Annotated in this window: 20 protein-coding genes; 12 read left to right on the top strand and 8 right to left on the bottom strand. The window is 65.6% G+C overall.

Annotation, left to right across the window (positions count from 1 at the left end; all coding sequences use genetic code 11):
* Positions 1-51: 51 nt before the first annotated feature.
* Together SG26_RS04690 and SG26_RS04685 are read left to right on the top strand one after the other, a co-directional pair.
* A complete protein-coding gene (locus SG26_RS04690) occupies positions 52-819 on the top strand; it encodes a Nif3-like dinuclear metal center hexameric protein (RefSeq protein WP_014041124.1) in 768 nt (255 codons plus the stop codon).
* Between the two features lie 4 nt (positions 820-823).
* Positions 824-1,387, top strand: coding sequence for a SprT-like domain-containing protein (locus SG26_RS04685; protein ID WP_050036969.1), 564 nt, complete (start codon positions 824-826; stop codon positions 1,385-1,387).
* Here SG26_RS04685 and SG26_RS04680 read toward each other — a convergent pair whose 3' ends face one another.
* Positions 1,388-1,717, bottom strand: coding sequence for an AzlD domain-containing protein (locus tag SG26_RS04680; RefSeq protein ID WP_050036968.1), 330 nt, complete (start codon positions 1,715-1,717; stop codon positions 1,388-1,390).
* Positions 1,707-2,399 (bottom strand): AzlC family ABC transporter permease, encoded by a 693-nt coding sequence (locus SG26_RS04675; protein WP_050036967.1) that lies wholly within the window; start codon positions 2,397-2,399, stop codon positions 1,707-1,709. Before SG26_RS04675 ends, SG26_RS04680 begins: the two co-directional genes overlap by 11 nt.
* Positions 2,400-2,567: 168 nt before the next feature.
* Here SG26_RS04675 and SG26_RS04670 point away from each other — a divergent pair, with 168 nt between their 5' ends.
* The 3 genes from SG26_RS04670 to SG26_RS04660 all read left to right on the top strand — a co-directional run bounded on the left by SG26_RS04670 (position 2,568) and on the right by SG26_RS04660 (position 5,656).
* On the top strand, positions 2,568-3,575 hold the full coding sequence (locus tag SG26_RS04670) for a deoxyhypusine synthase (RefSeq protein WP_023843388.1): 1,008 nt from the start codon (positions 2,568-2,570) through the stop codon (positions 3,573-3,575).
* Positions 3,576-3,692: 117 nt separating this feature from the next.
* Positions 3,693-4,694, top strand: a complete 1,002-nt coding sequence (locus SG26_RS04665) for a glycerophosphodiester phosphodiesterase (RefSeq protein WP_014041119.1) — start codon at positions 3,693-3,695, stop codon at positions 4,692-4,694.
* A gap of 458 nt (positions 4,695-5,152) precedes the next feature.
* A complete protein-coding gene (locus SG26_RS04660; protein WP_023843387.1) occupies positions 5,153-5,656 on the top strand; it encodes an MGMT family protein in 504 nt (167 codons plus the stop codon).
* Here the strand turns inward: SG26_RS04660 and SG26_RS04655 are convergent.
* Both SG26_RS04655 and lonB read right to left on the bottom strand, forming a co-directional pair.
* A complete protein-coding gene (locus SG26_RS04655; protein ID WP_014041117.1) occupies positions 5,653-6,480 on the bottom strand; it encodes a CPBP family intramembrane glutamic endopeptidase in 828 nt (275 codons plus the stop codon). The genes SG26_RS04660 and SG26_RS04655 overlap by 4 nt on opposite strands.
* Positions 6,481-8,610, bottom strand: coding sequence for an ATP-dependent protease LonB (gene lonB, locus SG26_RS04650; protein WP_014041116.1), 2,130 nt, complete (start codon positions 8,608-8,610; stop codon positions 6,481-6,483). It lies immediately after the preceding gene.
* A gap of 170 nt (positions 8,611-8,780) precedes the next feature.
* Between lonB and SG26_RS04645 the strand changes: the two genes are divergently transcribed.
* The 5 genes from SG26_RS04645 (at position 8,781) to SG26_RS04625 (ending at position 15,505) form a co-directional block, all read left to right on the top strand.
* The gene (locus tag SG26_RS04645; protein ID WP_014041115.1) at positions 8,781-9,347 is read left to right on the top strand and encodes a nicotinamide-nucleotide adenylyltransferase; all 567 of its coding nucleotides are present in this window, start codon (positions 8,781-8,783) and stop codon (positions 9,345-9,347) included.
* Positions 9,347-10,123 (top strand): S-adenosyl-l-methionine hydroxide adenosyltransferase family protein, encoded by a 777-nt coding sequence (locus SG26_RS04640; protein ID WP_050036966.1) that lies wholly within the window; start codon positions 9,347-9,349, stop codon positions 10,121-10,123. The genes SG26_RS04645 and SG26_RS04640 overlap by 1 nt, the downstream gene beginning before the upstream one ends.
* Positions 10,124-10,202: 79 nt before the next feature.
* On the top strand, positions 10,203-12,671 hold the full coding sequence (locus SG26_RS04635; RefSeq protein WP_050036965.1) for a DUF5059 domain-containing protein: 2,469 nt from the start codon (positions 10,203-10,205) through the stop codon (positions 12,669-12,671).
* Positions 12,672-13,238: 567 nt separating this feature from the next.
* Entirely contained in the window at positions 13,239-14,072 is an 834-nt protein-coding gene (gene nth, locus SG26_RS04630; RefSeq protein WP_014041112.1) for an endonuclease III, read from the top strand.
* 119 nt (positions 14,073-14,191) lie between these two features.
* Positions 14,192-15,505: an MFS transporter gene (locus tag SG26_RS04625; protein WP_050036964.1), complete on the top strand. Its 1,314-nt coding sequence runs from the start codon at positions 14,192-14,194 to the stop codon at positions 15,503-15,505.
* Between the two features lie 109 nt (positions 15,506-15,614).
* Here the strand turns inward: SG26_RS04625 and SG26_RS04620 are convergent, their stop codons facing one another.
* Both SG26_RS04620 and SG26_RS04615 read right to left on the bottom strand, forming a co-directional pair.
* On the bottom strand, positions 15,615-16,646 hold the full coding sequence (locus tag SG26_RS04620; RefSeq protein WP_050036963.1) for an aldo/keto reductase: 1,032 nt from the start codon (positions 16,644-16,646) through the stop codon (positions 15,615-15,617).
* Between the two features lie 62 nt (positions 16,647-16,708).
* A complete protein-coding gene (locus tag SG26_RS04615) occupies positions 16,709-17,128 on the bottom strand; it encodes a disulfide bond formation protein B (RefSeq protein ID WP_014041109.1) in 420 nt (139 codons plus the stop codon).
* A gap of 117 nt (positions 17,129-17,245) precedes the next feature.
* Here SG26_RS04615 and SG26_RS04610 point away from each other — a divergent pair, with 117 nt between their 5' ends.
* Positions 17,246-17,554 carry a hypothetical protein gene (locus tag SG26_RS04610; protein WP_050036962.1) on the top strand — a complete coding sequence of 103 codons (309 nt, stop codon included), beginning with the start codon at positions 17,246-17,248 and terminating at the stop codon, positions 17,552-17,554.
* An 18-nt stretch (positions 17,555-17,572) separates the two neighbouring features.
* On the opposite strand, the gene hpt is transcribed toward SG26_RS04610, so the two are convergent.
* Together hpt and SG26_RS04600 are read right to left on the bottom strand one after the other, a co-directional pair.
* On the bottom strand, positions 17,573-18,121 hold the full coding sequence (gene hpt / locus SG26_RS04605; RefSeq protein ID WP_014041107.1) for a hypoxanthine/guanine phosphoribosyltransferase: 549 nt from the start codon (positions 18,119-18,121) through the stop codon (positions 17,573-17,575).
* 118 nt (positions 18,122-18,239) lie between these two features.
* On the bottom strand, positions 18,240-19,763 hold the full coding sequence (locus SG26_RS04600) for an NAD(P)/FAD-dependent oxidoreductase (RefSeq protein ID WP_050036961.1): 1,524 nt from the start codon (positions 19,761-19,763) through the stop codon (positions 18,240-18,242).
* A 149-nt stretch (positions 19,764-19,912) separates the two neighbouring features.
* Here SG26_RS04600 and SG26_RS04595 point away from each other — a divergent pair, with 149 nt between their 5' ends.
* Positions 19,913-20,977 (top strand): Brp/Blh family beta-carotene 15,15'-dioxygenase, encoded by a 1,065-nt coding sequence (locus SG26_RS04595; RefSeq protein WP_050036960.1) that lies wholly within the window; start codon positions 19,913-19,915, stop codon positions 20,975-20,977.
* Positions 20,978-20,983: the final 6 nt, after the last annotated feature.

The following is a 20,983-nucleotide window of genomic DNA, read 5'->3' as shown; positions in this document are numbered from 1 at the left end:
CCCGTCGCCGGTAGAGAAAAACATACCACCGGTCATCTCGAAGTCCGCGCCATGAACGCAGGCGACATCGCGACGCGTCTCGACGACAGACTCGACATCGAGGCCTACGCCGACATCGACGCCAGTCCGAACGGCCTGCAGGTCGGGCCGGCGAGCCAGCCGGTCGAGCACGTCGCCTTCGCAGTAGATGCGGCCGTCGAGACCATCGACCGCGCCGCCGACGCGGGCGCTGACCTGCTCGTGACCCACCACGGTATCGTCTGGGGCGGGATGGAGCGCGTGACGGAAACCAACTACCGCCGGGTCGCACCGCTGATCGACAACGACCTCGCGCTGTACGTCGCGCATCTCCCGCTAGACGGCCATCAATCGCTTGGCAACGCCGCCGGCGTCGCGGACCTGCTGGACCTCGACAACCGTGCGCCGTTCGGATCGATGGGCGGCGAGCACATCGGCCAGCGTGGCTCCCTCCAAGAACCACAGACGGTCTCCGAACTCGCCGAAACCCTCGAAGGAAATCTGGATACTGGCGGACAGCCAATTCAAGTGCTTGATTTCGGCCCGTCGACTGTCGAGGACGTCGCCATCGTGACCGGTAGCGGCGTCGACTGGCTGCAAGAGGCGGTCGAGACGGACGCCGACGTGCTCATCACTGGCGAGGGGAAACAGCAGGCCTTCCACGAGGCGCGCGAGCAGGGACTCCACGTCATTCTCGCCGGCCACTACGCGACGGAGACGTTCGGCGTTCAGTCGCTCCAGACCGTCGTCGAGGACTGGGGGCTGGAGACGACCTACATCGACTGCCCGACCGGCCTCTAAGGCGATGGCAGATGTCGTTTCGTTCGAGGGCGTTAGCTCGGATGCGGACCTCATCGCTTGGTCGCAACAGTACTGTCGCGGGGTCCGCCGCGAGCAGGGCGTCTCGGTTCGGTTCGACCTCGTCGACTGGGCAGTGTCCCACCGAGCCAAGCGTCGGGCCGCCGCAGTCAAGCGGCCGAAACTGGACGACGCCACCATCGGTGAGCGGTACGACTGGGACAGCGTCGACGGGAGCGACGGCCGCCCGCTTCGATGTACGGTGTCGCTGACCTGGGACGCCTTTTCGGCCTTCGAGCGGGACGCCTGGGAGGCAACACTGCGCCACGAACTCATTCACGTCGAGCAATATCAGCGCGACGGGACGACCGACCACGGCCGGGCGTTTCAAGAACGGGCCGACCAGCTCGACACCGACGTCCACTGTCCGGCCTTCTCCGATCCCAAGCACGTCCTCACCTGCGGGGCGTGTGGGGACCTCGTCGCCCGCCGCTATCAGGACTGCAAGCTCGTCGACCGACGCGAGCAGTACCGGTCTGACTGCTGTGGGGCCTCACTGGAACTGGGCTGACTACAGCAGGAACCTGATGGCCCAGAGGACGCCCATCCCGGTCACCATCGTCGCGAACACGTCCTCGGTCCGCCAGGCGACGCCTGCCGCGAGCGCTCCGGCGACGAACTTGTCCGCGGCGAAACTACTGGCGTCGAGTGTCACGAACGAGGGGAGAACAAGCGCGGCGAGGACGGCGGCGGGGACGAACCGCAACACCCGCTCGACGACCGGCGGAATTTCGTCCAGCCGACCGAACAGCGCGATAAAGGAGAGCCGACAGGCGTACGTCAGCACGCCGATGACAGCGATGACACCGGCGATCTCAACTGGGCCGTAGTTAGTCGCCATCGGTGCCTCCTGTGGCGGACTCGGTGAGAACACCAGCGGTGATGCCAACGCCGGCCGCGACGAGCAGTCCGAGATTGAGCGGGAGGCCAGCGCCGACGACGGCGACGGTTCCACCGACGACAGCGGCGATGCCGGTCGCTGCGTCCTCGATTGCAGGGACCAGAATCGCGAGGAAGACCAGCGGGATAGCGAATTCGAGACCCCAGGCGTCCGGGACGCCGGTCCCGAGTAGCGCCCCCGCGATAGTCGTGACCTGCCACACCGCCCAGAGCGTCACGGCGACGCCGAGGTAGTACCACTTCCGGTCCGTCTCACGGTCGGACCGGTAGCTGGCGACCGACAGCGCGTACGCCTGGTCGGTCAACACGTAGGCGAGCACCGCCTTCCACCGACCAGTGAATTCCCGAAAGTACGGGGCAATCGACGCCGAGTACATCAGAAGCCGGAGGTTGATGACGACGGCTGTCGCGACAACGACCGTCAGCGGAGCGTTCTGTCCCAGCAGTTCCAGCGCCGCGAGCTGTGATGCGCCGGCGAAGACGACCACCGACAGCCCGACTGCGGTCGGCAGCCCCAGTCCGGCGTTGACGGTCGCGATGCCGGCAACGAGGCCAAACGGAATAATTCCTAGCAACAGCGGCGCAACATCCCGAACGCCGCGCCTGAACGCAGCAGTATCCATAGCTCCCAATCCAACGCAGGGGCGTCTAAGCCCTCCGTTTCAGCCGCGGTGTGTGACGGCACGTCGATGCATGGGCCGTCCGCGGTGTGTGACGGCACGTCGACAACGGCCTCTACCCGTCACGGCGAACCACGACGTTGAAACCCGACGCCATTCGACTGCATTGTAATGAGCGACCACACCGACGAGCGGGAGACGTTCCATCACGATCCGATCGGGCACGCGGAAGCCCGGGCCGGAATGACGGTCGGCGAACTGGCTGACAGCTACGGCGAGGCCGGCATCGGCGCGAACGACATCCACGAGGCCGTCGACATCTACAGCGAGATGCTCGACGACGACGTGACGACCTTCTTCGGGCTGGCCGGCGCGATGGTCCCGACCGGGATGCGGGCCATCGTCAGCGAACTCATCCGCGACGGCCACATCGACGTACTCGTGACGACGGGCGCGAACTGCACCCACGACAGCATCGAGGCCATCGGCGGCAAGCACCACCACGGCGAGGTGACACCCGAGGGGCAAACGGAGCGCGAACACGACGAGACGCTCCGTGACGAGGGCGTCGACCGGATCTACAACGTCTACCTCCCCCAGGAGCATTTCGCCCTGTTCGAGAACCACCTCCGGGACGAGGTGTTCTCGACGCTGGAAGACGAGGGCGCGGTCTCGATCCAGCGCATGACGGAGGAACTGGGCCGAGCCAACAGCGAGGTCAACGAGCGCGAGGACGTGCCCGAGGACGCTGGCGTGCTGGCGGCGGCCTACGAGAACGACGTGCCGGTGTACTGCCCGGCCTTTCAGGACTCCGTGCTGGGGCTGCAGGCGTGGATGTACTCCCAGACCAGCGAGTTCACGGTCGACGCGCTGGCGGACATGACACAGATAACCGATATCGCGTACGAGGCCGACAGCGCCGGCGCGATGGTCGTCGGCGGCGGTGTCCCGAAGAACTACGTCCTCCAGACGATGCTGGTCTCGCCCGATGCCTACGACTACGCCGTCCAGTTGACGATGGACCCATCGAACACCGGCGGCCTCTCCGGCGCGACGCTCGACGAGGCCCGCTCGTGGGGGAAGCTTGAAAAGGACGCCCGGAATGTCTCGGTGTATGCCGACGCGACGATTACACTCCCGCTGGTCGTGGCCGCGGCCCGCGAGCGGCACAGCGCGTAAGCGTGACCACGCCGCCGTAGACGGCGACAGGTCTGGACATTGTGGGGCACGTCTACTGAGAGGCATATATCCCTCATATAAACGGTCTTTCACAACCGCTCGGCAGCCGTACCTAGCATGTCACGGTACATCGGCCGACGGACGTTCGTCGGAGGGACAGCGGCGACGCTGGCGAGCGCGGGACTCGTGGGGAGCGCAACGCCCCAGGAATCGGATGATACTGACACAACCAACAGTGACACCGACGACAGCGAGCGCAAAGCGATGACTGACGACACGACGCTCATCGCTCACCGCGGATTCGCCGGCGTCTACCCGGAGAACACGGAACTGGCCGTCGAGGCGTCCTCGTTCGGCGGTCCGGGAGCCCAGACGGCCCACCGACGCGCCGACATGATCGAGGTCGATGTCGTGCCAACGGCCGACGGCACGCTCGTCACCTTTCACGACGACGGGCTGGCCGAGCGTGACGGCGGCGAGCGCGGTCTGACCGACGCTGACGGGCTCGTCTTCGAGACCGACACCGATACTGTGACCAGTGCGACTGTTCTCGGCACCGGGGAGACGGTCCCGACGCTCGAAACGGTCATGGACTCGATTCCGCCGAGCGTCGCCGTCAATCTGGAGTTCAAGAACCCCGGCAGTCAGGACCTCCGTTTCGCTGAGTCGCTGCCGGACCAGGCGCTGTCGGCGCAGCGAGCGGTGTGGCGGCCCTACACCGAGCGCGCGCTCGACCTCGTCAGCGAGTACGACAACGACATCCTCGTCTCGTCGTTCTACGAGGCCGCGCTCGCGACCGTCCGCGACTACGACGACTCGATTCCCATCGCTTGCCTCTTCTGGAATGACATCGAGGCGGGGCTGGAAATTACCCGCCGCTACGACTGTGACGCGATGCACGTCCCTCGGAACATGGTTCAGGGAACGCCCTTCTTCAACGACGACGGCTACATCGAGTCCAATCTGAGCGATATCGACCTCGTCGACGTCGCTGCCGACGAAGGCCGTGATCTGAACGTCTGGACGATCAGTACGTGGTATCAGGCCCGTGAACTGGTCCGGGCCGGCGTCGACGGGCTCATCTCTGACTACCCCAGCGTGCTCTCCGTTCAGGACTGACGGCGGATCTCGTTTTCGTTGTGTTTCCTCAAAGAGCCTGAAAGCCCCGAGGCGCTGGGCGTACGAGGCGACGCAAGCACTGGAGCGAACGCAGTGAGCGAAGGGCGCAGCGAGTCGCAGTAGCCCAGCGCCTCGCCCCTTTCAGTCCCACCCAGCCTGGATTGTCCAACGGGCTTTGGTGGGACTGAAAGGGGCGTCGTCGGCGCGAAGTCGCTCGAAAGACGCTTCGCGTCTTTCGTGATGACGAGGGAGCTCCGCTCCCTCGGACCACGCCGACTGCTCGGGAGACCTCTGGTCTCCCGGTGGCCGGCTCCGGGAAGACGGCAGATGTAAGCACTGCATGAGCGACCGTAGGGAGCGAAGAAGTGCGCAACGAGGCCCTCGACCGGAGCCGGCCGGGGCTTTCTGGCTGTTCGAAATCGCTTCCCAGTCTGTCTCTTCAATCAATCCAAGGCCGAATGTTGAAGGGGCGACCGGCCGACGACGCTAGTATGGAAGCACCGACCGGGGACGCAGGAATCTACGCCCGCGAGTCGTCGTATCTCGACCGGTACGTCCAGCTCGGTGAGGCCGGCGACCGGATCATCTCGCTGTCGTTTCCGTCCCAGCCCGAGGACGACGCCGGGGCGGACCACGCGCTGCTCGACCGCATCGACGAGTATCTTCAGGGGGTCGAGGACGACTTCGCGGACGTCACCGTCGGCCTCACCGTCCCGACGGACCAGCGCACAGTGCTTGAAGCGGTCCAAGAGATTCCGTACGGCGAGGACGCCACCGTTGCACAGGTCGCGCGGATGACGCCGGATCTGGACGACGACGACGAGGACGACCTTGCGCAGGTCCGGAAGGCACTGGCCGCGAACCCCGTGCCGCTGTTGATTCCGGACCATAGAGTCCGTGACGGACCGAGCGCCGCGCCGCCGCCCGTCGAGCAGAAACTCCGCGCTATCGAGGGCCTCTAGGCCCAGAGCCGGTCGACGCCCAGCCCCTCGTGGACGATCAGTTCGAGGGCGTTGACGAGGTAGTGGGCGACGACGACGGCGAGCAGGCTGTTTGTCGCGATGAACAGGCCCGCGAGCGCCAGCCCCAGCGTGCCGGTGACGACGATGCCCATCCGACCCTGTGCACCGTGGCCCAGCGCGAAGGCGACGGAGGCGACGATGGCCATCGCCCACGCCGGCGCGTCGAGGCCGGCTACGGGAACGCCGATAGCCGCCGCCCGGAAGAGGAGTTCCTCGACGATGGCGATGACCGGCAGGACACCGCCCAGCAGGACGACCCAGCCGCCGGCCGAGTCCGGGGCGAGCAGTTCCCGCAGCGACTCGTCGAAGGCGACGCCGAAGCCGTCGGCCAGCGCCGCGGCGAGTTCGTTGCCCAGCCAGAACCCGACGCCAGCGCCGATGCCGACGGCTATCGCCGGCAGTCCAGTCGAGAGAGCGTCCGCAGTAATACCGAACGCACTGGCCGGGATTTCGAAGTAGAACGCGCCAGCGACCAGCAACACGCCGAACAGCCCCTGCGTGAACGCGACGTTGGCAAGTAAGGCCCCTGTCGAGAGGTCACTTGGGGCGAGCGTATCCTGCATCTGCCGTCGCTGGGCCGCCGCCCGTTGTGTCTCGAAGCGTGGGAGAGTCGGGTCCTGGGGTTCGGTGGCCATCGAAGTACCGTCGACTGTCGACGAGACACCGCCGTCGGACCGTACGGCTCCCTGCGAGAGCCGTGCGAGACCGAGAAGCGCGGTTAAAAGAAACCCCGTCAGGCCGACGAACGCGGCCCACTCGGGCATCTATTGGGGACTTGGGCTGCCGCTCTGCCGGCCGACCTCGTGATCGAGCGCCTTGCCCGTGATGGACTTGAGGCGGTCGACCAGCGAGTCCTTCTCGGCTTCGCCGGCGAGGGCGACTTCGAGGACTTCAGAGATGTGCGAGACGGGGATGATCTCGATCATGTCCTCGTACTCGTCCTCGATCATCACGTCCTGCGTGTTCGCCTCGGGGATGATGACCGTATCGAGGCCGGACTTGGCGGCCGCCTCGATCTTGTGCGTGACGCCGCCGACCGGGAGCACGTCGCCCCGGACCGACAGTGAGCCGGTCATGGCGAGGTTTTGCTTGATCGGAACGTTTTCTATCGCGGAGATAACCGCGGTGGCGACGGTGATAGAGGCGGAGTCGCCGTCGACGCCGCCCTCACCGGCCTGAACGAACTGGATGTGGACGTCCTTCTCGGAGATGTCCTCGTCGGAGAACTTCTTGATAATCGCCGAGACGTTCTGTACGGCTTCCTCGGCCATCTCCTTGAGCTGTCCGGTGGCGATGACCTGACCGGGACCCTGTGATGGGCTGACCTCGGCCATGACAGGGAGGACGATACCGCTGTCCTCGCCCATGACGGCGAGCCCGTTGACGCGGCCGACCACGTCGCCCTGGTTGACGGTGAGCTCGTAGTCCTTGCGGCGCTCGATGTAGTTGTCCGCGAGCTGTTGCTCGATGGACCGGGAGCGGCGTTTGGCCTGTAGCACGTCCGCTCGCTCGGTGCGGTCGCGGTCCTCGGCGCGGGCGATGTCGCCGGCGACGCGGACCAGCCCACCGAGGTCACGGAACTTCAGGCTGAGGTGGCCTTTGCGGCCGGCGCGACGCCGGGCCTCCAGGATGAGTTCCTGGACGGCCTCCTCGGTGAAGTGCGGGAGCCGCCCGTCGTTCTCGACCTCCTGGGCGATGAACCGGGCGTACTTCCGTCGCATCTCGGGGTCGTCCTCGATGGTGTCGTCCATGTACACCTCGTACCCATACCCCTTGATACGGGAGCGCAGCGCGGGGTGCATGTTCTCCATCGCGTCGAGGTTCCCCGCCGCGATCATGATGAAGTCACAGGGAACGGGCTCGGTCTGGACCATCGCGCCCGAGGAGCGCTCGGACTGGCCTGTGATGGAGAACTCGCCCTCCTGGATGGCCGTCATCAGCTTCTGCTGGCTGCGGATGTCGAGCGTGTTGATCTCGTCGACGAACAGCACGCCCTTGTTGGCCTGGTGGATGGCACCGGGTTCGACGCGGTCGTGGCTCGGCGTCTCCATCCCGCCTGACTGGAACGGGTCGTGGCGAACGTCGCCCAGCAGTGCGCCGGCGTGAGCGCCCGTTGCGTCCTCGAACGGCGCAGTCTTCTGGTTGGCGTTGTTGACCAGCAGGTTCGGGATCATCGCGTCGCTACCGCGCGAACCGTAGCGGAACGCGAGATAGATGACACCGGCCGCGAGAATCCCCAGCAGGACTTGCTGGACGAGGATGAGGGCGTAGCCGATGACGATGGCGATGATGATCCACATGAGGAAGGTCCGCATCTGGTTTCGCTTGCGGGCCTCCTCCTTGTGGGCCTCGACGATCTGTTCCCCTTTGCCGCCGGGGACGGTGCGAACTTTCGGCTCGTTGCCGTCGTCGGGATTGTGATAGACGAGAACGTCCTGCAGCTCCTCCCGCGGAAGCAGTTGGGACATCGCTTTCGCCAGCATCGACTTCCCCGTCCCGGGGGAGCCGATCATCATGACGTGGCGGCGCTGTTTGGCCGCCTTCTTGATCACGTCACGGGCGTGGTCCTGCCCGATGACCTGGTCGACGAGTCGGTCTGGCACTTCGATGTCGGCGGTCGACTCGATTTCGAGACCGCCGAGGAGATTCTCCTCGTCTCCGTCCAGTTCGGACTCGCCGTCAACTTGGACATCGCTTCCGAGTGTCGTTTCGGACGTTTCTCCCTCGCCGCCCCATCGCTCCTCGGACGGGTCGGATGGCTCGTCGGCCGAGGGCTCAGAGGCGGGTTCGTCGGGGTCCTGTTTGGCCCCGTTGGTCGACGCCTCTTCCTCCCCAGCGTCGGATGCCTCCCGGTCAGGGTCGGGAGTCGCGTCGGTGTCGGTGTTGTCGCTCATACAAACGTTGCTAACATACTCACGGAAGGCCTGTCGACTGATATACTTTCTCCCCGTGTCGGTTGTTGCAACACCCCGGAAACCGCAGTACAGCGCCCGAATTGGGTGTGCTTGTATTCCGGCGGTACCGCGTCGTCGGGTTTATCAAACCACCACACCCACTGGGGAATATGCGTGGGTTCTACATCGGTCGCTTCCAGCCCTACCACAACGGCCATCACTCGATGGTCGAACGTATCGCCGATGAGGTGGACGAACTCGTCCTGGGCATCGGAAGCGCCGACGATTCACACACCACTCACGACCCCTTCACGGCCGGCGAGCGAATCATGATGATTACGAAGGCCGTCGCGGAGTACGACCTGACGACTTATGTCGTCCCCCTTGAGGACATCAACCGCAACGCCGTCTGGGTGAGCCACGTCGAGAGTATGTGCCCGGACTTCGACGTGGCGTACTCGAACAATCCGCTTGTCGTCCGCTTGTTCGAGGAGGCCGGTATCGAGGTCCGCCAGTCGCCGATGTTCGACCGCGACCGACTGGAGGGCAGCGAGATCCGCCAGCGGATGATCGACGACGAGTCCTGGCGTGACCGGGTCCCGGCATCTGTTGTGGAAGTCATCGAGGAGATCCACGGCATCAAGCGACTCCAGCACGTCTCAGACAGTGACTCGCTCGAACGATACACCGCCAGCGGCGAGTCCGTCACCGAATCCATCGATGACCTCGACGACTGATGATTACGCTCAGCTCTGATTTCGGATCACCGTATCCGGCGGCGATGAAGGGCGTCATCTGTCGGGCGACGGACGCGCGTATCGCGGATATCGCTCACGATTTCCCACGGCAGGACGTGCGGGCAGCGGCGTTCTGGCTCACGCAGACGCTCCCGTACTTTCCGCCGGCAGTCCACTGTGTCGTCGTCGACCCGGGCGTCGGAACCGACAGAGACGCCATCGTCGTCCGTGCGGGCGACCACGCGCTCGTGGGGCCTGACAACGGCGTCCTCCTGCCAGTCGCCCGCGAACTGGCTGAAACCGAGAACGACGCCCCGGACGCGTTCGAGGTGTTCACCTGGGCCTACGACGACCCGGCGAGTACGACGTTCCACGGGCGGGACGTGTTTGCGCCCGCCGCGGCGGCCGTCCACGACACCGGCGTCGATACCATTGAAACACGGCCCGAAATCGAGCCGACCGACGACTACGTCGACCTTCGGTTCCCGGCAGCCGCAGTCGAAGGTGACGGAGCGACCGGCGAGGTACTCGTCGTCGATGACTTCGGGAACGCCGTGACGAACATACCCGGTGCGGTACTTGCGGAGCGGTTCGGCGGGGTGGTCTCGGTCGACGGCGTTGAGGCTCCAGTCCGACGGGCCTACGCCGCCGTCGACCAGGGCCAGCGACTCGTCACTGTTGGCAGCCATGGGAACGTCGAACTCGCCGTCAACCGCGGCCGCGGCGACGAAGCGTTCGGTGTCAGTACCGGCGACACAGTTTCCGTATCACTGTGATGACGTGTAACTACGAAGGGTTTTAGGCTCGCCGAAAAATCGGTGCTGTTAAGTCTTTTAGGCCTGCCTAATCGACTGTATGCCACAGAGACGCGACTTGCTGAAGACGGTGGGGATCGCTGCGACGGGACTCCTTGCTGGCTGTCCAAGCCAGGGGTCGTCCGAACCGAACACGGCGTCAGCTGATACCGAAGCAGCGACAGAACAGGTAACGGGTGCGGAAACCGACGAGGGGGACGAAAGCGGCGTCTCGGTCGGGCCGATGACCGCTGTCGCGACTGAGTGGAACGTCTACCGGGCGCGGCTGTACGACGCCGTCGCGCTGGGCCGGGCCGGCGCACCCGGTGCCGGGGCGACTGTCGCCCAGAGCGTTTTCGCCCGCTTCGAGGGGGCGTCGGGCGAGTACGGAGCCCACGAACAGCTAGAAGCCACGTCCGAGTCGGCATACGAGGGGTTCGAGGACGCGCTCGGGTCCGTCCAGTCGTCGCTGTCCGAGGGCGACGTGTCCGGAGCCGCCTCGGCCGCAGACAAAGCGTCGGGCCACCTCCAGACAGCGCAGCAGGCCGCTGCCGGACAGCAGGCCACCAGAGTGCTGGACCTGCTCGTGCTGGGTAGTCGGGCGAGCAATGCCGCCATGGCCGGGACGCTGGGCGCTTTCGAAGCGGCCGCTACCATCGCGGAGGAGACGATGACCGCGTTCGAGGACGCGCTGGTGTACAGCAAAATAGAGACTGCGGACGCGGAGTCCTACGAAGCCTTCGAGAACGCACTGGCTGGCATCGGTTCCGCCGCGGGCAGTGAAGACGCGAGCGGTGTCACCGAACAGGCCCGCGCCGCGCTCGATGCGACTGTCACAGGTGCGTATGCGCTGGTCCAGCAAGAGGCGGTCGCTGGTGCAGGTCACCTCGCGACGATGCAGGCCCGCGGCTGGGACGCGGCCGCACTCGCGTCCGCCGGCGGTCCCGGGCAGGCGTACGCGCACACGGTCACGCTGAACAGCTACCGTGCCCGGATTGCCGATGCGGACTGGCTCGCCGCCAACGACGCGGCCGATGCAGCGTCGACGGCCGTCGAGAACGTCTTCGCTCACTTCGAGGGAGCGAACGCGCACGACGCGCTGGAGGAGGCCGACGGCGAGGCCTACGAAGCCTTCGAGGGCGGACTGGAGGACCTTTCCAGTGCCATCGAGAACGGGAGCGCGGACGGCATCGACAGCGCCGTCGAAACGGTCGATACGAACCTCGTGACTGGTATCGAAGCGCTGGTCGGCGGCGAGGACGCCCGGGCGGCGCTGGAGTCCGCCTTCTTCCGTGCGCGCATTGCGGACGCTCGCGAACTGTATCGCCTCGGCGACGCCGACAGCGCGGCGACTATCGTCTCAGACGTGTTCGCCCGCTTCGAGGAGAACGAACTCGGCTTCCACGAGACGATGGAGCACGAGAGCGAGGACCTCTACCATCGCTTCGAAGAGGAACACCTCGTGGCACTCCAGTCGGCCTACGAGAACGACGACAGCGAAGCCGTGGCGACCCATCACGACGGGGTCCAGCAGGCCTTGCTTGACTTCGAAGCGGCCCTGTCGACGGCTGTCGCCAGCGGAGCGGAGGCGGACTACATGATCGGGCGGGCCTTCGACGCGGCCGGCCTCGCGGCGCTGTCGGAAACCGACCGCGCGGCGACCGTCATCCAGGATACCTTCGCCCACTTCGAGAGCGGCGCGGCGGGCTTCCACGAGGCGCTGGAAGAAACCGACGGGGAAATCTACGAGAGCTTCGAATCGACGCTTTCCGACGTTCGTGCTGCCGCTCAGGACGGTGGGGATGTCACCAGCGCGGCGACAGCGTTCAACGACGAGGCCATCGCGGCGGCGTATGCCATCGCCGGGAGCGCCGGCGGCAACGGGGAGGCCGCGACAGCCATCGTACAGGACGTCTTCGCGACCTTCGAGGAAGCACGGGTTCACGAGATGCTGGAGGAAGCGGACCACGACGCCTACGAGAACTTCGAGGCTGCGTTGAGCGACTACTCGCAAGGGCTGACGAACGGCGACGGCAACCCGACACGGATGGCGGATGCCACACGAACCGGGCAGTTCGCTGTCGTCGGCGCTGTCGACAGCGCCCCGAGCGGGTCCGGAGGCCACGGTAGCGAGGAGTCCGAGGAGACCGAGACGTCGCTGTCCGGCGGCCCGAACGTCGTCGAGGGCGTTCCCGACGACGCCGACCACGTCGTCGACATGGAAGCAGTGGCGTATGCGCCGGAAGAACTCACTGTCAGCGTCGGCGATAAAGTCGCCTGGGAACACGTCGGCGGCGAACCGCACTCGGTCACCGCTGTGGCGGACGAAATCCCGTCGGACGCGACCTACTGGGCCTCCGGCGGATTCGAGAGCGAGTCGGCCGCACGCGAGGGATGGGAGAACGGGGAAGGGGCAGTGCAGTCCGGCCAGAGTTACGTTCACACGTTCGAGACGGCTGGCGAGCACGGCTACGTCTGTATTCCGCACGAAGCCGCGGGGATGGTTGGCACCGTCATCGTCGAGGAGTAATCGACGCTCTACTTTTTGGCTCGCCTAGAAACCGATGGCTTTTTGTATTTTAGGGTAGCCTAAACAATTGTATGCCGGACGAACAGGCCACATCGAGACGGGATATCTGTCGCCGTAGCGAGTCGGGTACTGCCGTCCCTGTCGTCCGCGCAAACGCCGCCCTACAGGAGGTGAGAGTCAGGACGTGACCGGGTATTGACCTGTCAGTCTCGACCATCTTTCGCGGCGACGACCACCGTGGGCATAGCCCGTCGCCGCGCGCCACGAGTTTTTCGTGTCTGTCCCGTGGGCGTCTCGCCCCAAGGACGCCCCATTTCAGGTCCTTTGCTGTGGACCACACCGGAACTATCGGTCCGCCCAGCGGATGGTGTCTGGAGAGTACGAGAACCCATCTCACATCGTCTGTATCAGCACTTTTGTGATGACGCTCGGCCCGGATAGGTCCCGCCGCCAATCACTCCCGTTCATCATACCATTGACGACGATAGCGACGGCGAAGAAGCGATGCCGCCGTCATGCGAACGGTTCGGGGTAGGCGTTTTGAGTCCGCCGGCCCTGGCACTGGATATGAGCGACGAGGAACCAGCGGAGAACATCAGCGGCGGGACCGCTGGCGGCGGCCAGTCAGCCACGTTCGACCCGGAAACGGCTGGGACGCGGGCCGAAGCTATCGTGGACCGCCTCGGCGAAATGTACTGGACGAAGACCTACGGCGGCCGGGACGCCTTCGAGTGTCTGGTCCGGACGATTCTCAGCCAGAACACCTCCGACAAGGCGAGCCAGCCGGCCCACGACGAATTGATGGCGCGGTACGGGAGCGGCGGCGGGGCTGCGAGCGGTGGCGGCACCGATGCTGACCTCGCCCGCGCGCTGGCCGACGCCGACCAACCCGAACTCGCCGAGACCATCTCCTCGGCCGGGCTCTACAACCAGAAGTCCGAGCGCATCATCGCCCTCGCTCAGCGTATCTGCGAGGAGTACGGCGGCGAAGCGGGCTTCGACGAGTTCGTCCGCGACAGCGACCCCGAGAAGGTGCGGTCAACGCTGCTCGACATGAACGGCGTCGGCCCGAAGACCGCCGACTGCGTCCTGCTGTTCGCGGGCGGTCGCGGCGGTGTGTTCCCCGTCGATACACACGTCCACCGCATCGCCCGCCGGATGGGGCTGGCCCCGCCCGACGCCGACCACGAGACTGTCCGCGAGTATCTGGAACGCGACGTCCCTGGGGAGAAATGCGGCTTCGGACATACCGCGATGATCCAGTTCGGCCGGGAGTACTGTAGCGCCCGGAAGCCGGCCTGTTTGGACGACCCCGACGCCTGCCCGCTGGCGGGCCACTGCGACCAGGTCGGCGTGTATCCGGCCGCTGACGAGGTCACCGACCCATCGGAAACGGTCTAACGCTTCACAGTACCCTGCAATACTATCGTTGGGTGCTGATATCTGCACTCTCCTGTCAAAAATCGTACTGAATCACGTTTCAGGAAGTGCTTTAGTCCCCCGAAAGTGACAACGTCCGTATGTTCGGACCGGTATCCGACCGTGGGTTAGTGCGCCGGTACTACCTGTACCGTGCCACGATTTCGGTCGGATTCATAACTCCCATTTTCACCTTGTTTCTCCTGCGAACACTGACGTTCACACAGGTCGGTGTCCTCTCAGCGGTCTGTTCGGCGCTGTCAGTCGTCGGCGAGATACCAACAGGCTACGTCGGTGACAGGCTCGGGCGGCGTGCGAGCCTCCTTCTCAGCGTGCTGTTCACCGTTACCTCACTCGCAGGCTTCGTTCTCGCTTCGGGGTTTCTCTGGTACGGCTTCCTCTATGCACTGTGGGCGCTGGCGCTGACGTTACGCTCGGGGAGTATGGATGCGTGGCTGTACGATACACTCTCTGAACGACTCGATAGCGGGCAGTTCAGCCATATCCGCGGCCGGGGTGACGCGATGCAGAACTGGACTGCGGCAGTCTCAATGGTTGTCGGTGGCCTGCTGTACGGGCTGGACCCGATCTATCCGTTCGTTGCTGCGGTCGGTTTCAATAGCCTCGGGTCCGTCGCACTGCTTTCATTGCCGAAGAACCGGCAGTACGCAGACCGGGGTGGTGACTCTGACTCCGGCGACCGTCTCGATCCGCTGGAAACCGTCGCCGTCATCCGCACGCATCTGGCTCGACCGCCGCTCCGAGCACTGATACTGTACATCGGACTGTTCTATGCCGTGTTGAGCGTTTCTCACACCTACGTCCAGCCGATGGCGGTCGAGACGCTGGGGCCGTACGTCGCCACTCTCGGCGTAGAGGTCCCTGCTGGTGGTCCGATCGCGGCGGCGCGAGCAGGTGAGGCCGGCGCGGCGCTCGCGCTCGGACTGGGTGTGCTGTACGCCGCCCTGACAGCAGTCTCGTCCGCTGGCGGCTACTACGCCGGCGCAATTGAGGCCCGTCTCGGCGTCCGCAAAGCCGTGATCGTCGTGCCAGCCCTGACGGCTGTCGCGCTCGTGGTACCGCTGTGGATTGCGCTGGTGGTACTACCGACGTTCGCGACAGTCCGAACCGCGAAGCCGCTGGTCCAGCCCATCGCAAACGGGTATATTAACGACCATGTCGAGGCGGTCGGGCGGGCGACGTTGCTATCAGCGGTCTCGATGTCGTATATGGCTCTCCGGACGCCGCTGGCACTTGCTGCTGGGGTGGCGGCGGATGCAACCACGGCGACCACAGCAGTTGCGGCGCTTGGCGGCCTGTTTCTCGTCGCTGGCGGCGCAGTCTGGCTGTTCGGGGCGATTGCGCCTGAGGCAGTGACTGCGTCCGGTGACAGGGCCAGCAAATCGGCATCATAGAGCCGTCGGCAGTCGGCCGGGCGTTCCGACCGGGTCAGGAGTATATCCCAGTCCCCTCCGAACGACAGCGGACTATCCCGACTACAACGCGGTTCGGTCAGTTTGTAGATTACGCCCGGTGGCCCCAGCGCTCGCCGTCCTCGGCGTAGCGGGCACTCACGATCCGGTTGAACTGGTCGTCGGACAGCGAGATGTCGGCCGCGCCGACGTTCTCGTCGAGCTGGTCGACGGTGCGGGCCCCGACGATGGGGACGCAGGTGATATCCGGCTGTTCGATGAGCCAGCGGAGCGCGACCTGGGCGGGGGTGGCGTCGAGTTCGTCCGCGACGGCGCGGAGTTCGTCGAGGACGTGCCAGCCGCGCTCCGAGAGGTAGAAATCCTCGAAGCGGTCGGACAGCGAGCCTCGGGAGCCTTCCGGCCCCTCGAAGGCCGTCGGGTCGTCGTCGTCCGTGCGCTCGTACTTGCCCGTGAGGAAGCCGCCGGCCAGCGGCGAGTACGGACAGACAGCGATGTCCTGATCGGCACACACATCGAGGTAGTCTTTCACGTCATCGCGGTAGCCGGCGTGGAAGAGCGGCTGTGTCACCTCGAAGCGTTCGTAGTCCTCGACGTCGCTCTTCCAGAGGGCCTTGGTCAGTTGCCAGGCGGCCATCGTCGACGCGCCGAGGTGGTGGACCTTGCCCGCGCGGACGAGGTCGTCGAGCGTCGACAGCGTCTCCTCGATGTCGCTGTGCTCGTCCCAGCGGTGGATGTAGTAGAGGTCGAGATAGTCCGTGTCGAGGCGGTCCAGCGTCCCCTCGATCTGTGCGCGGATGTGCTTGCGGCCGAGACCAGAGTCGTTGGGGCCGGGCTCGCCGCGACCGTCGAAGGGGAAGTACACCTTCGAGGCGATGACAAAGTCCTCACGGTCGTAGTCGTCGAGCCACTCGCCGATGTATTCCTCGCTGGTCCCGTTGGGGTTGCCGTAGACGTTGGCGGTGTCGATGAAGTTGATGCCCCGCTCCCACGCCGCGTCCAGCAGTTCGTGGGCCTCCTCGCGGTCGGTTTCGACGACGCCGCCGGTCTCCCGGCCGAAGCGCCAGGTGCCGAAACACAGCTGTGAAACCGTCGTTCCGGTCGAACCGAGTCTGGTGTATTCCATACCGGAGCCACGCGGGGCTACCCGAAAAAGGGGTTTGGTCGCGGCGAAGGCTGACCGGTACTCTACGACCGCTTCACGGACGCCGCGACGACCAGCCCGGTCACTAGGAGAAACGCCGTCAGCGAGAGGTTCGGCACGGTCAGGCCGAACACCCGGTACTGTATCTGGGCACAGCTAACCGCCCCGAGACCGCAAGTGGTCTGGCTTACCTGCAGCCAGGAGTGGTAGGCCGCGATGGCGGCCCCCGGCACCGCCAGCGGCAGCGCCGTCCGGACGACACCGGGCCGGTTCTCGACGGCGGCGACGCCGAGGACGACCACCAGCGGATACATGAGGATTCGCTGATACCAGCAGAGCCGACAGGGGGTCAGCCCGAGGCCCAGCGAGAGATAGAGGCTGCCGGCCGTCGCAACGGTGGCGACGGTAGTCGCCGCGGCCAACAGGAACCGGGCTCGGTCGGAATCGGATCGAGAATCGCCCACAGGGAAGCCAGCGTTTGCTGGCGGAAAAAGCGTTCCGAGAGTCGCCCTCTTTCTCGGCTCCCGCTTGACCGGAGCGCCAGCGCTCGCTTTTTCAGGCCTGCCGCCGACAGCCAGCGTATGCCTGATGATTCGGACCCCGAGGCGAACCTCGAACAGTGGAAGTCCGCGATGCAGGAAGAGCACGCTGAGGCCATCGCAAACCCCGACCCCGACCCCGACGAGTCCCACCAGATCGAGGGGGTGGCACAGGTCACATATCGGGTGACCTTCGACTACGACGCCGCGGACGACGCGCTCGAACGGGCCAGCGCCGAGGAGGTCGACGACCTGACCGACCCCGAACTGCTCTCCTGTGCGTGTGGCGTTCGCGGGATGACGCCCGAGGAAGCCCGAGAGCACATGGCCGCCGCTGTCGAGCAGGCGTAAACAGGGACAGCAGTCTTCTCAGTCGTGGATGGTGACGCCGTTCTGATCGACCGAGATATCGAGCAGGCTGGTCACTTCGTAGTCGGTGTCGTCAAGCGCTGACTCGCCCTGTTTCCGGAAGACGACGACGATGTCCGAGATATCCGCCCCGATATCGTCGAGCGCCTCGCAGATGGAGGCCATCGTGCCGCCGGTCGAGAGCAGGTCGTCGACGATGAGCAGGTCGTCGCCCGCCTCGATGTCGTTGATGAACATCTCCGACTCGGAGTAGCCGGTGGTCTTGTGCAGCGGGACCTCGTCGTCGAGGCCGTAGGAACGCTTGCGGATGACCACGAGCGGAATGTCCGTCTGGAGCGAGAGCGCGGTCGCGATGTGGATACCCATCGCCTCCGGCGCGACGATCTTGTCCACGTCGAGGTCGGCCGCCCGCGTCACGCCGACGACGACCTCGCGGAGGAGTTCCGGCTCCAGCATCGGGACGCCGTTGCTGAGCGGGTGGACCAGGTAGGAGTATCCGTCCTTGTCGATGATCGGAGCTTCGTGCAGCGACTCGCGGAGCTTCTCCATGCCCCCGTTACCTGAAGCGGGACAATAAACCGTTCGAGGCTGGGCTGCGGTCTGTGCGTTACAGTATCATGTTGTGACTCGGACGGTCCACACAAACGACGAACCGAAAGCGACGGCGTCAGTCCGCCGTCGAGGCCGAACGGTCCTGTTTCGTCTCGAACGGGCTGTCCTCGATGATATCGCGGGCGGTGTGTTCGCCACTGATGAGACACATCGGCATCCCGATACCGGGGGTCGTGTAGGCCCCGGTGTAGTAGAGCCCCTCGAGGCCGGCGCGGTGGCCGGGGCGAAGCGGCCCGGTCTGGAACAGCGTGTGGGCCAGCCCGAGCGCCGTCCCCTGGGGGTCGCCGAAGCGCTCGGCGAACTCGCTCACGCAGGCCGACTCCTCGACGACGATGCGGTCACGGAGGTCCACGCCGGTCTGTTCCGCGAGGTCGTCCAGCACGAACTCCCGGTACTCCTGTCGAATCTCGGGGCCGTCGTTGAGCCCCGGTGCGATGGGGACGAGGACGACGACGGCGTGGTGACCGTCAGGGGCGACCGTCTCGTCGGTCTTCGACGTGACCGAGAGATAGTAGGCGGGGTCGTCGGGCCACGCCGGACGGTCGAATATCTGCTCGAAGTGGTCGTCCCAGTCTGTCGGCAGCACCAGCGAGTGATGCGCCAGCGGACCCACGTCGCCCTCGATGCCGAGATACAGCATGAACGCGGATGGCGCGTAGGTCTGGTCGTCCCAGTGGTCCGGGTCGTGGTCGCGAACGGCGGGGTCGAGCAGATTCTGCTCGGTGTAGGCGGGGTTGGCGTTGCTGACCACGATGTCGGAGGCGACGACGCCGTCGTCGATAGTCAGTTCGAACGCCCCCGCCTCGCCGGCGATGTGCTGGACCTCGGTCCCGGTCCGGATGTCGACACCGAGTTCTTGCGCCAGCGACCCGAGGCTGTCGACGACGCCGGCGATGCCGCCCTCCGGGTAGAACACGTTTATGTTCAGGTCGACGTGGCTCATGATGCTGTACAGCGCCGGGGTGTTGTGTGGCGCCCCGCCCAGAAACACCAGCGTGTATTCGAGCAGTTGCCGGAGCTTCGGGTGGTCGACGTAGCGGCCGACGTAGTCGTCCATCGAGCCGAACAGCCGCGCCCGCGGCGCAAGCGGGAGGAGGTCGGTGTCGACGTAGTCACGCAGTCGTTCGCGGCCCTCGTAGACGACCCGGTCCATCGCCAGGTCGTAGTTGCGCTCGGCCGTGTCGAGATAGTCAGCCAGTGCGTCGCCGGCCCCGTCCTCGTAGGATTCGAACACCTCGCGGGCGTTCTGGCGGTTCGGTTGCATCGTCACGCGGTCCCCGTCCTTCCAGAACACCCGGTACTGGGGGTCCAGTCGCTCCAGTTCGTAGTAGTCCGCGGGCTCGCGGTCGAAGTGGCCGAAGAAGCGCTCGAACACGTCGGGCATCAGGTACCACGACGGGCCGGTGTCGAACCGGAAGCCGTCCCGTTCGAGGACGCCCGCGTGGCCGCCGAGGCGGTCGTGGCGTTCGACCAGTCGCACGTCGGCCCCGGCGTCAGCGAGATAGCACGCAGCCGAGAGGCCGCCGAAGCCGCCGCCGACGACGGTCACCGTCCGGTCGCGAGGGAGGCCATCACGCATAGCAGCCGCTAGCGACTATGACTGAAAAAGGGTTGTCTGGATTCTCAAGACCTCACAACAGACACTGTCATCATTAATCCACTGGGCCGTTCCCAGTTCGCTGGAATCGCTTGTCTCGTTTATTGTGAGTATTTCCCTAGGGCCACGATATGCCCACGACCGGCCTGGGGTCCGTCTGGCAGCGGCATCGGGACACCGACCGCCATCCGTCGCTCTGGCTCTCGCGGGCGAGCCTGCTGGTACTCGCCGTCACGTTCGGTCTCCTCGGCACCGTCGGCGTCAGGGTTCCGCTCCGGGCCCAGATGGTGGTGTATCTCGTCGGGATGGTCGCGCTCAATCTCCCCCACGGCGGGTACGAGCACTTCGAGAACCTCCGCCGCCGTCGCCCCTCGTTTCGCTGGCGCTACGTCGCGGTGTATCTGGCGGCTATCGGCGGGTTCGTCGGCCTGTTCCTCGTTGCGCCAGTCGCTGGCCTCGCGCTGGCGCTGACCGTCGCCATGGCGAAGGGCGGAATCGGCGGCCTACAGGTGCTGGAAGCCACGAGCGGGACCGAGCACCTCCAGACCCGGTTCCAGCGCGGTCTGGCGGCGACCGTCCGCGGCGGCGCGGTGATGCTCGTCCCCATCGTGTTCTGGCCGGAGACGTTCCACGCGTTCAGTTCGTTGATGGTCGGCCTCGTCGAACCCGGTGCCCTCTCGTCGTACGCAGGGTCATTCGACACAACCCGGCTCGTCATCGGGTCGGGGTACGGACTCGCTCTGACGACGCACATCCTGCTTGGCTACGCCCGCGGCGGCGGCCGCTCCTGGCTTGTCGATGCCGGAGAGTCGCTGCTGCTTGCGGTATACTTCGCGTTCGTTCCGGTCCTCGTCGCCGTCGGTCTGTACTTCCCGTTCTGGTACTCCGCCCGACAGGTGGCGCGGACGGCATCCGTGGAACAAGAGCCGGTCGGCGACGAGCGCTGGGACCTGCTCGGCGGCGCGGACGCCTCGACCGTTGCACTGCGCGCCTGGGTCGTCCTCGTCGTCGGGGCGCTGGCCACCTTCGGCGTCCTCGCCGCCGTCTACTGGGCGTTCCCGAACCCACTGGGGGCGAGCGACCTGCTCCCCGGCGCGGTGGCGTTTTGGAGCGTGTTCATCAGTATCGTCGCGCTCCCGCACATCATCGTCGGGTCGGTCCTCGACCGTGACCGGGGTATCTGGTACGTGCCGTGACGGCGC

The sequence above is a fragment of the Haloarcula sp. CBA1115 genome, assembly GCF_000827835.1.
GTDB classification, from domain to species: Archaea; Halobacteriota; Halobacteria; order Halobacteriales; family Haloarculaceae; genus Haloarcula; species Haloarcula hispanica.
Note: the sequence above shows the minus strand (reverse complement) of the source record. Positions and strands in the feature narration are given on the sequence as shown.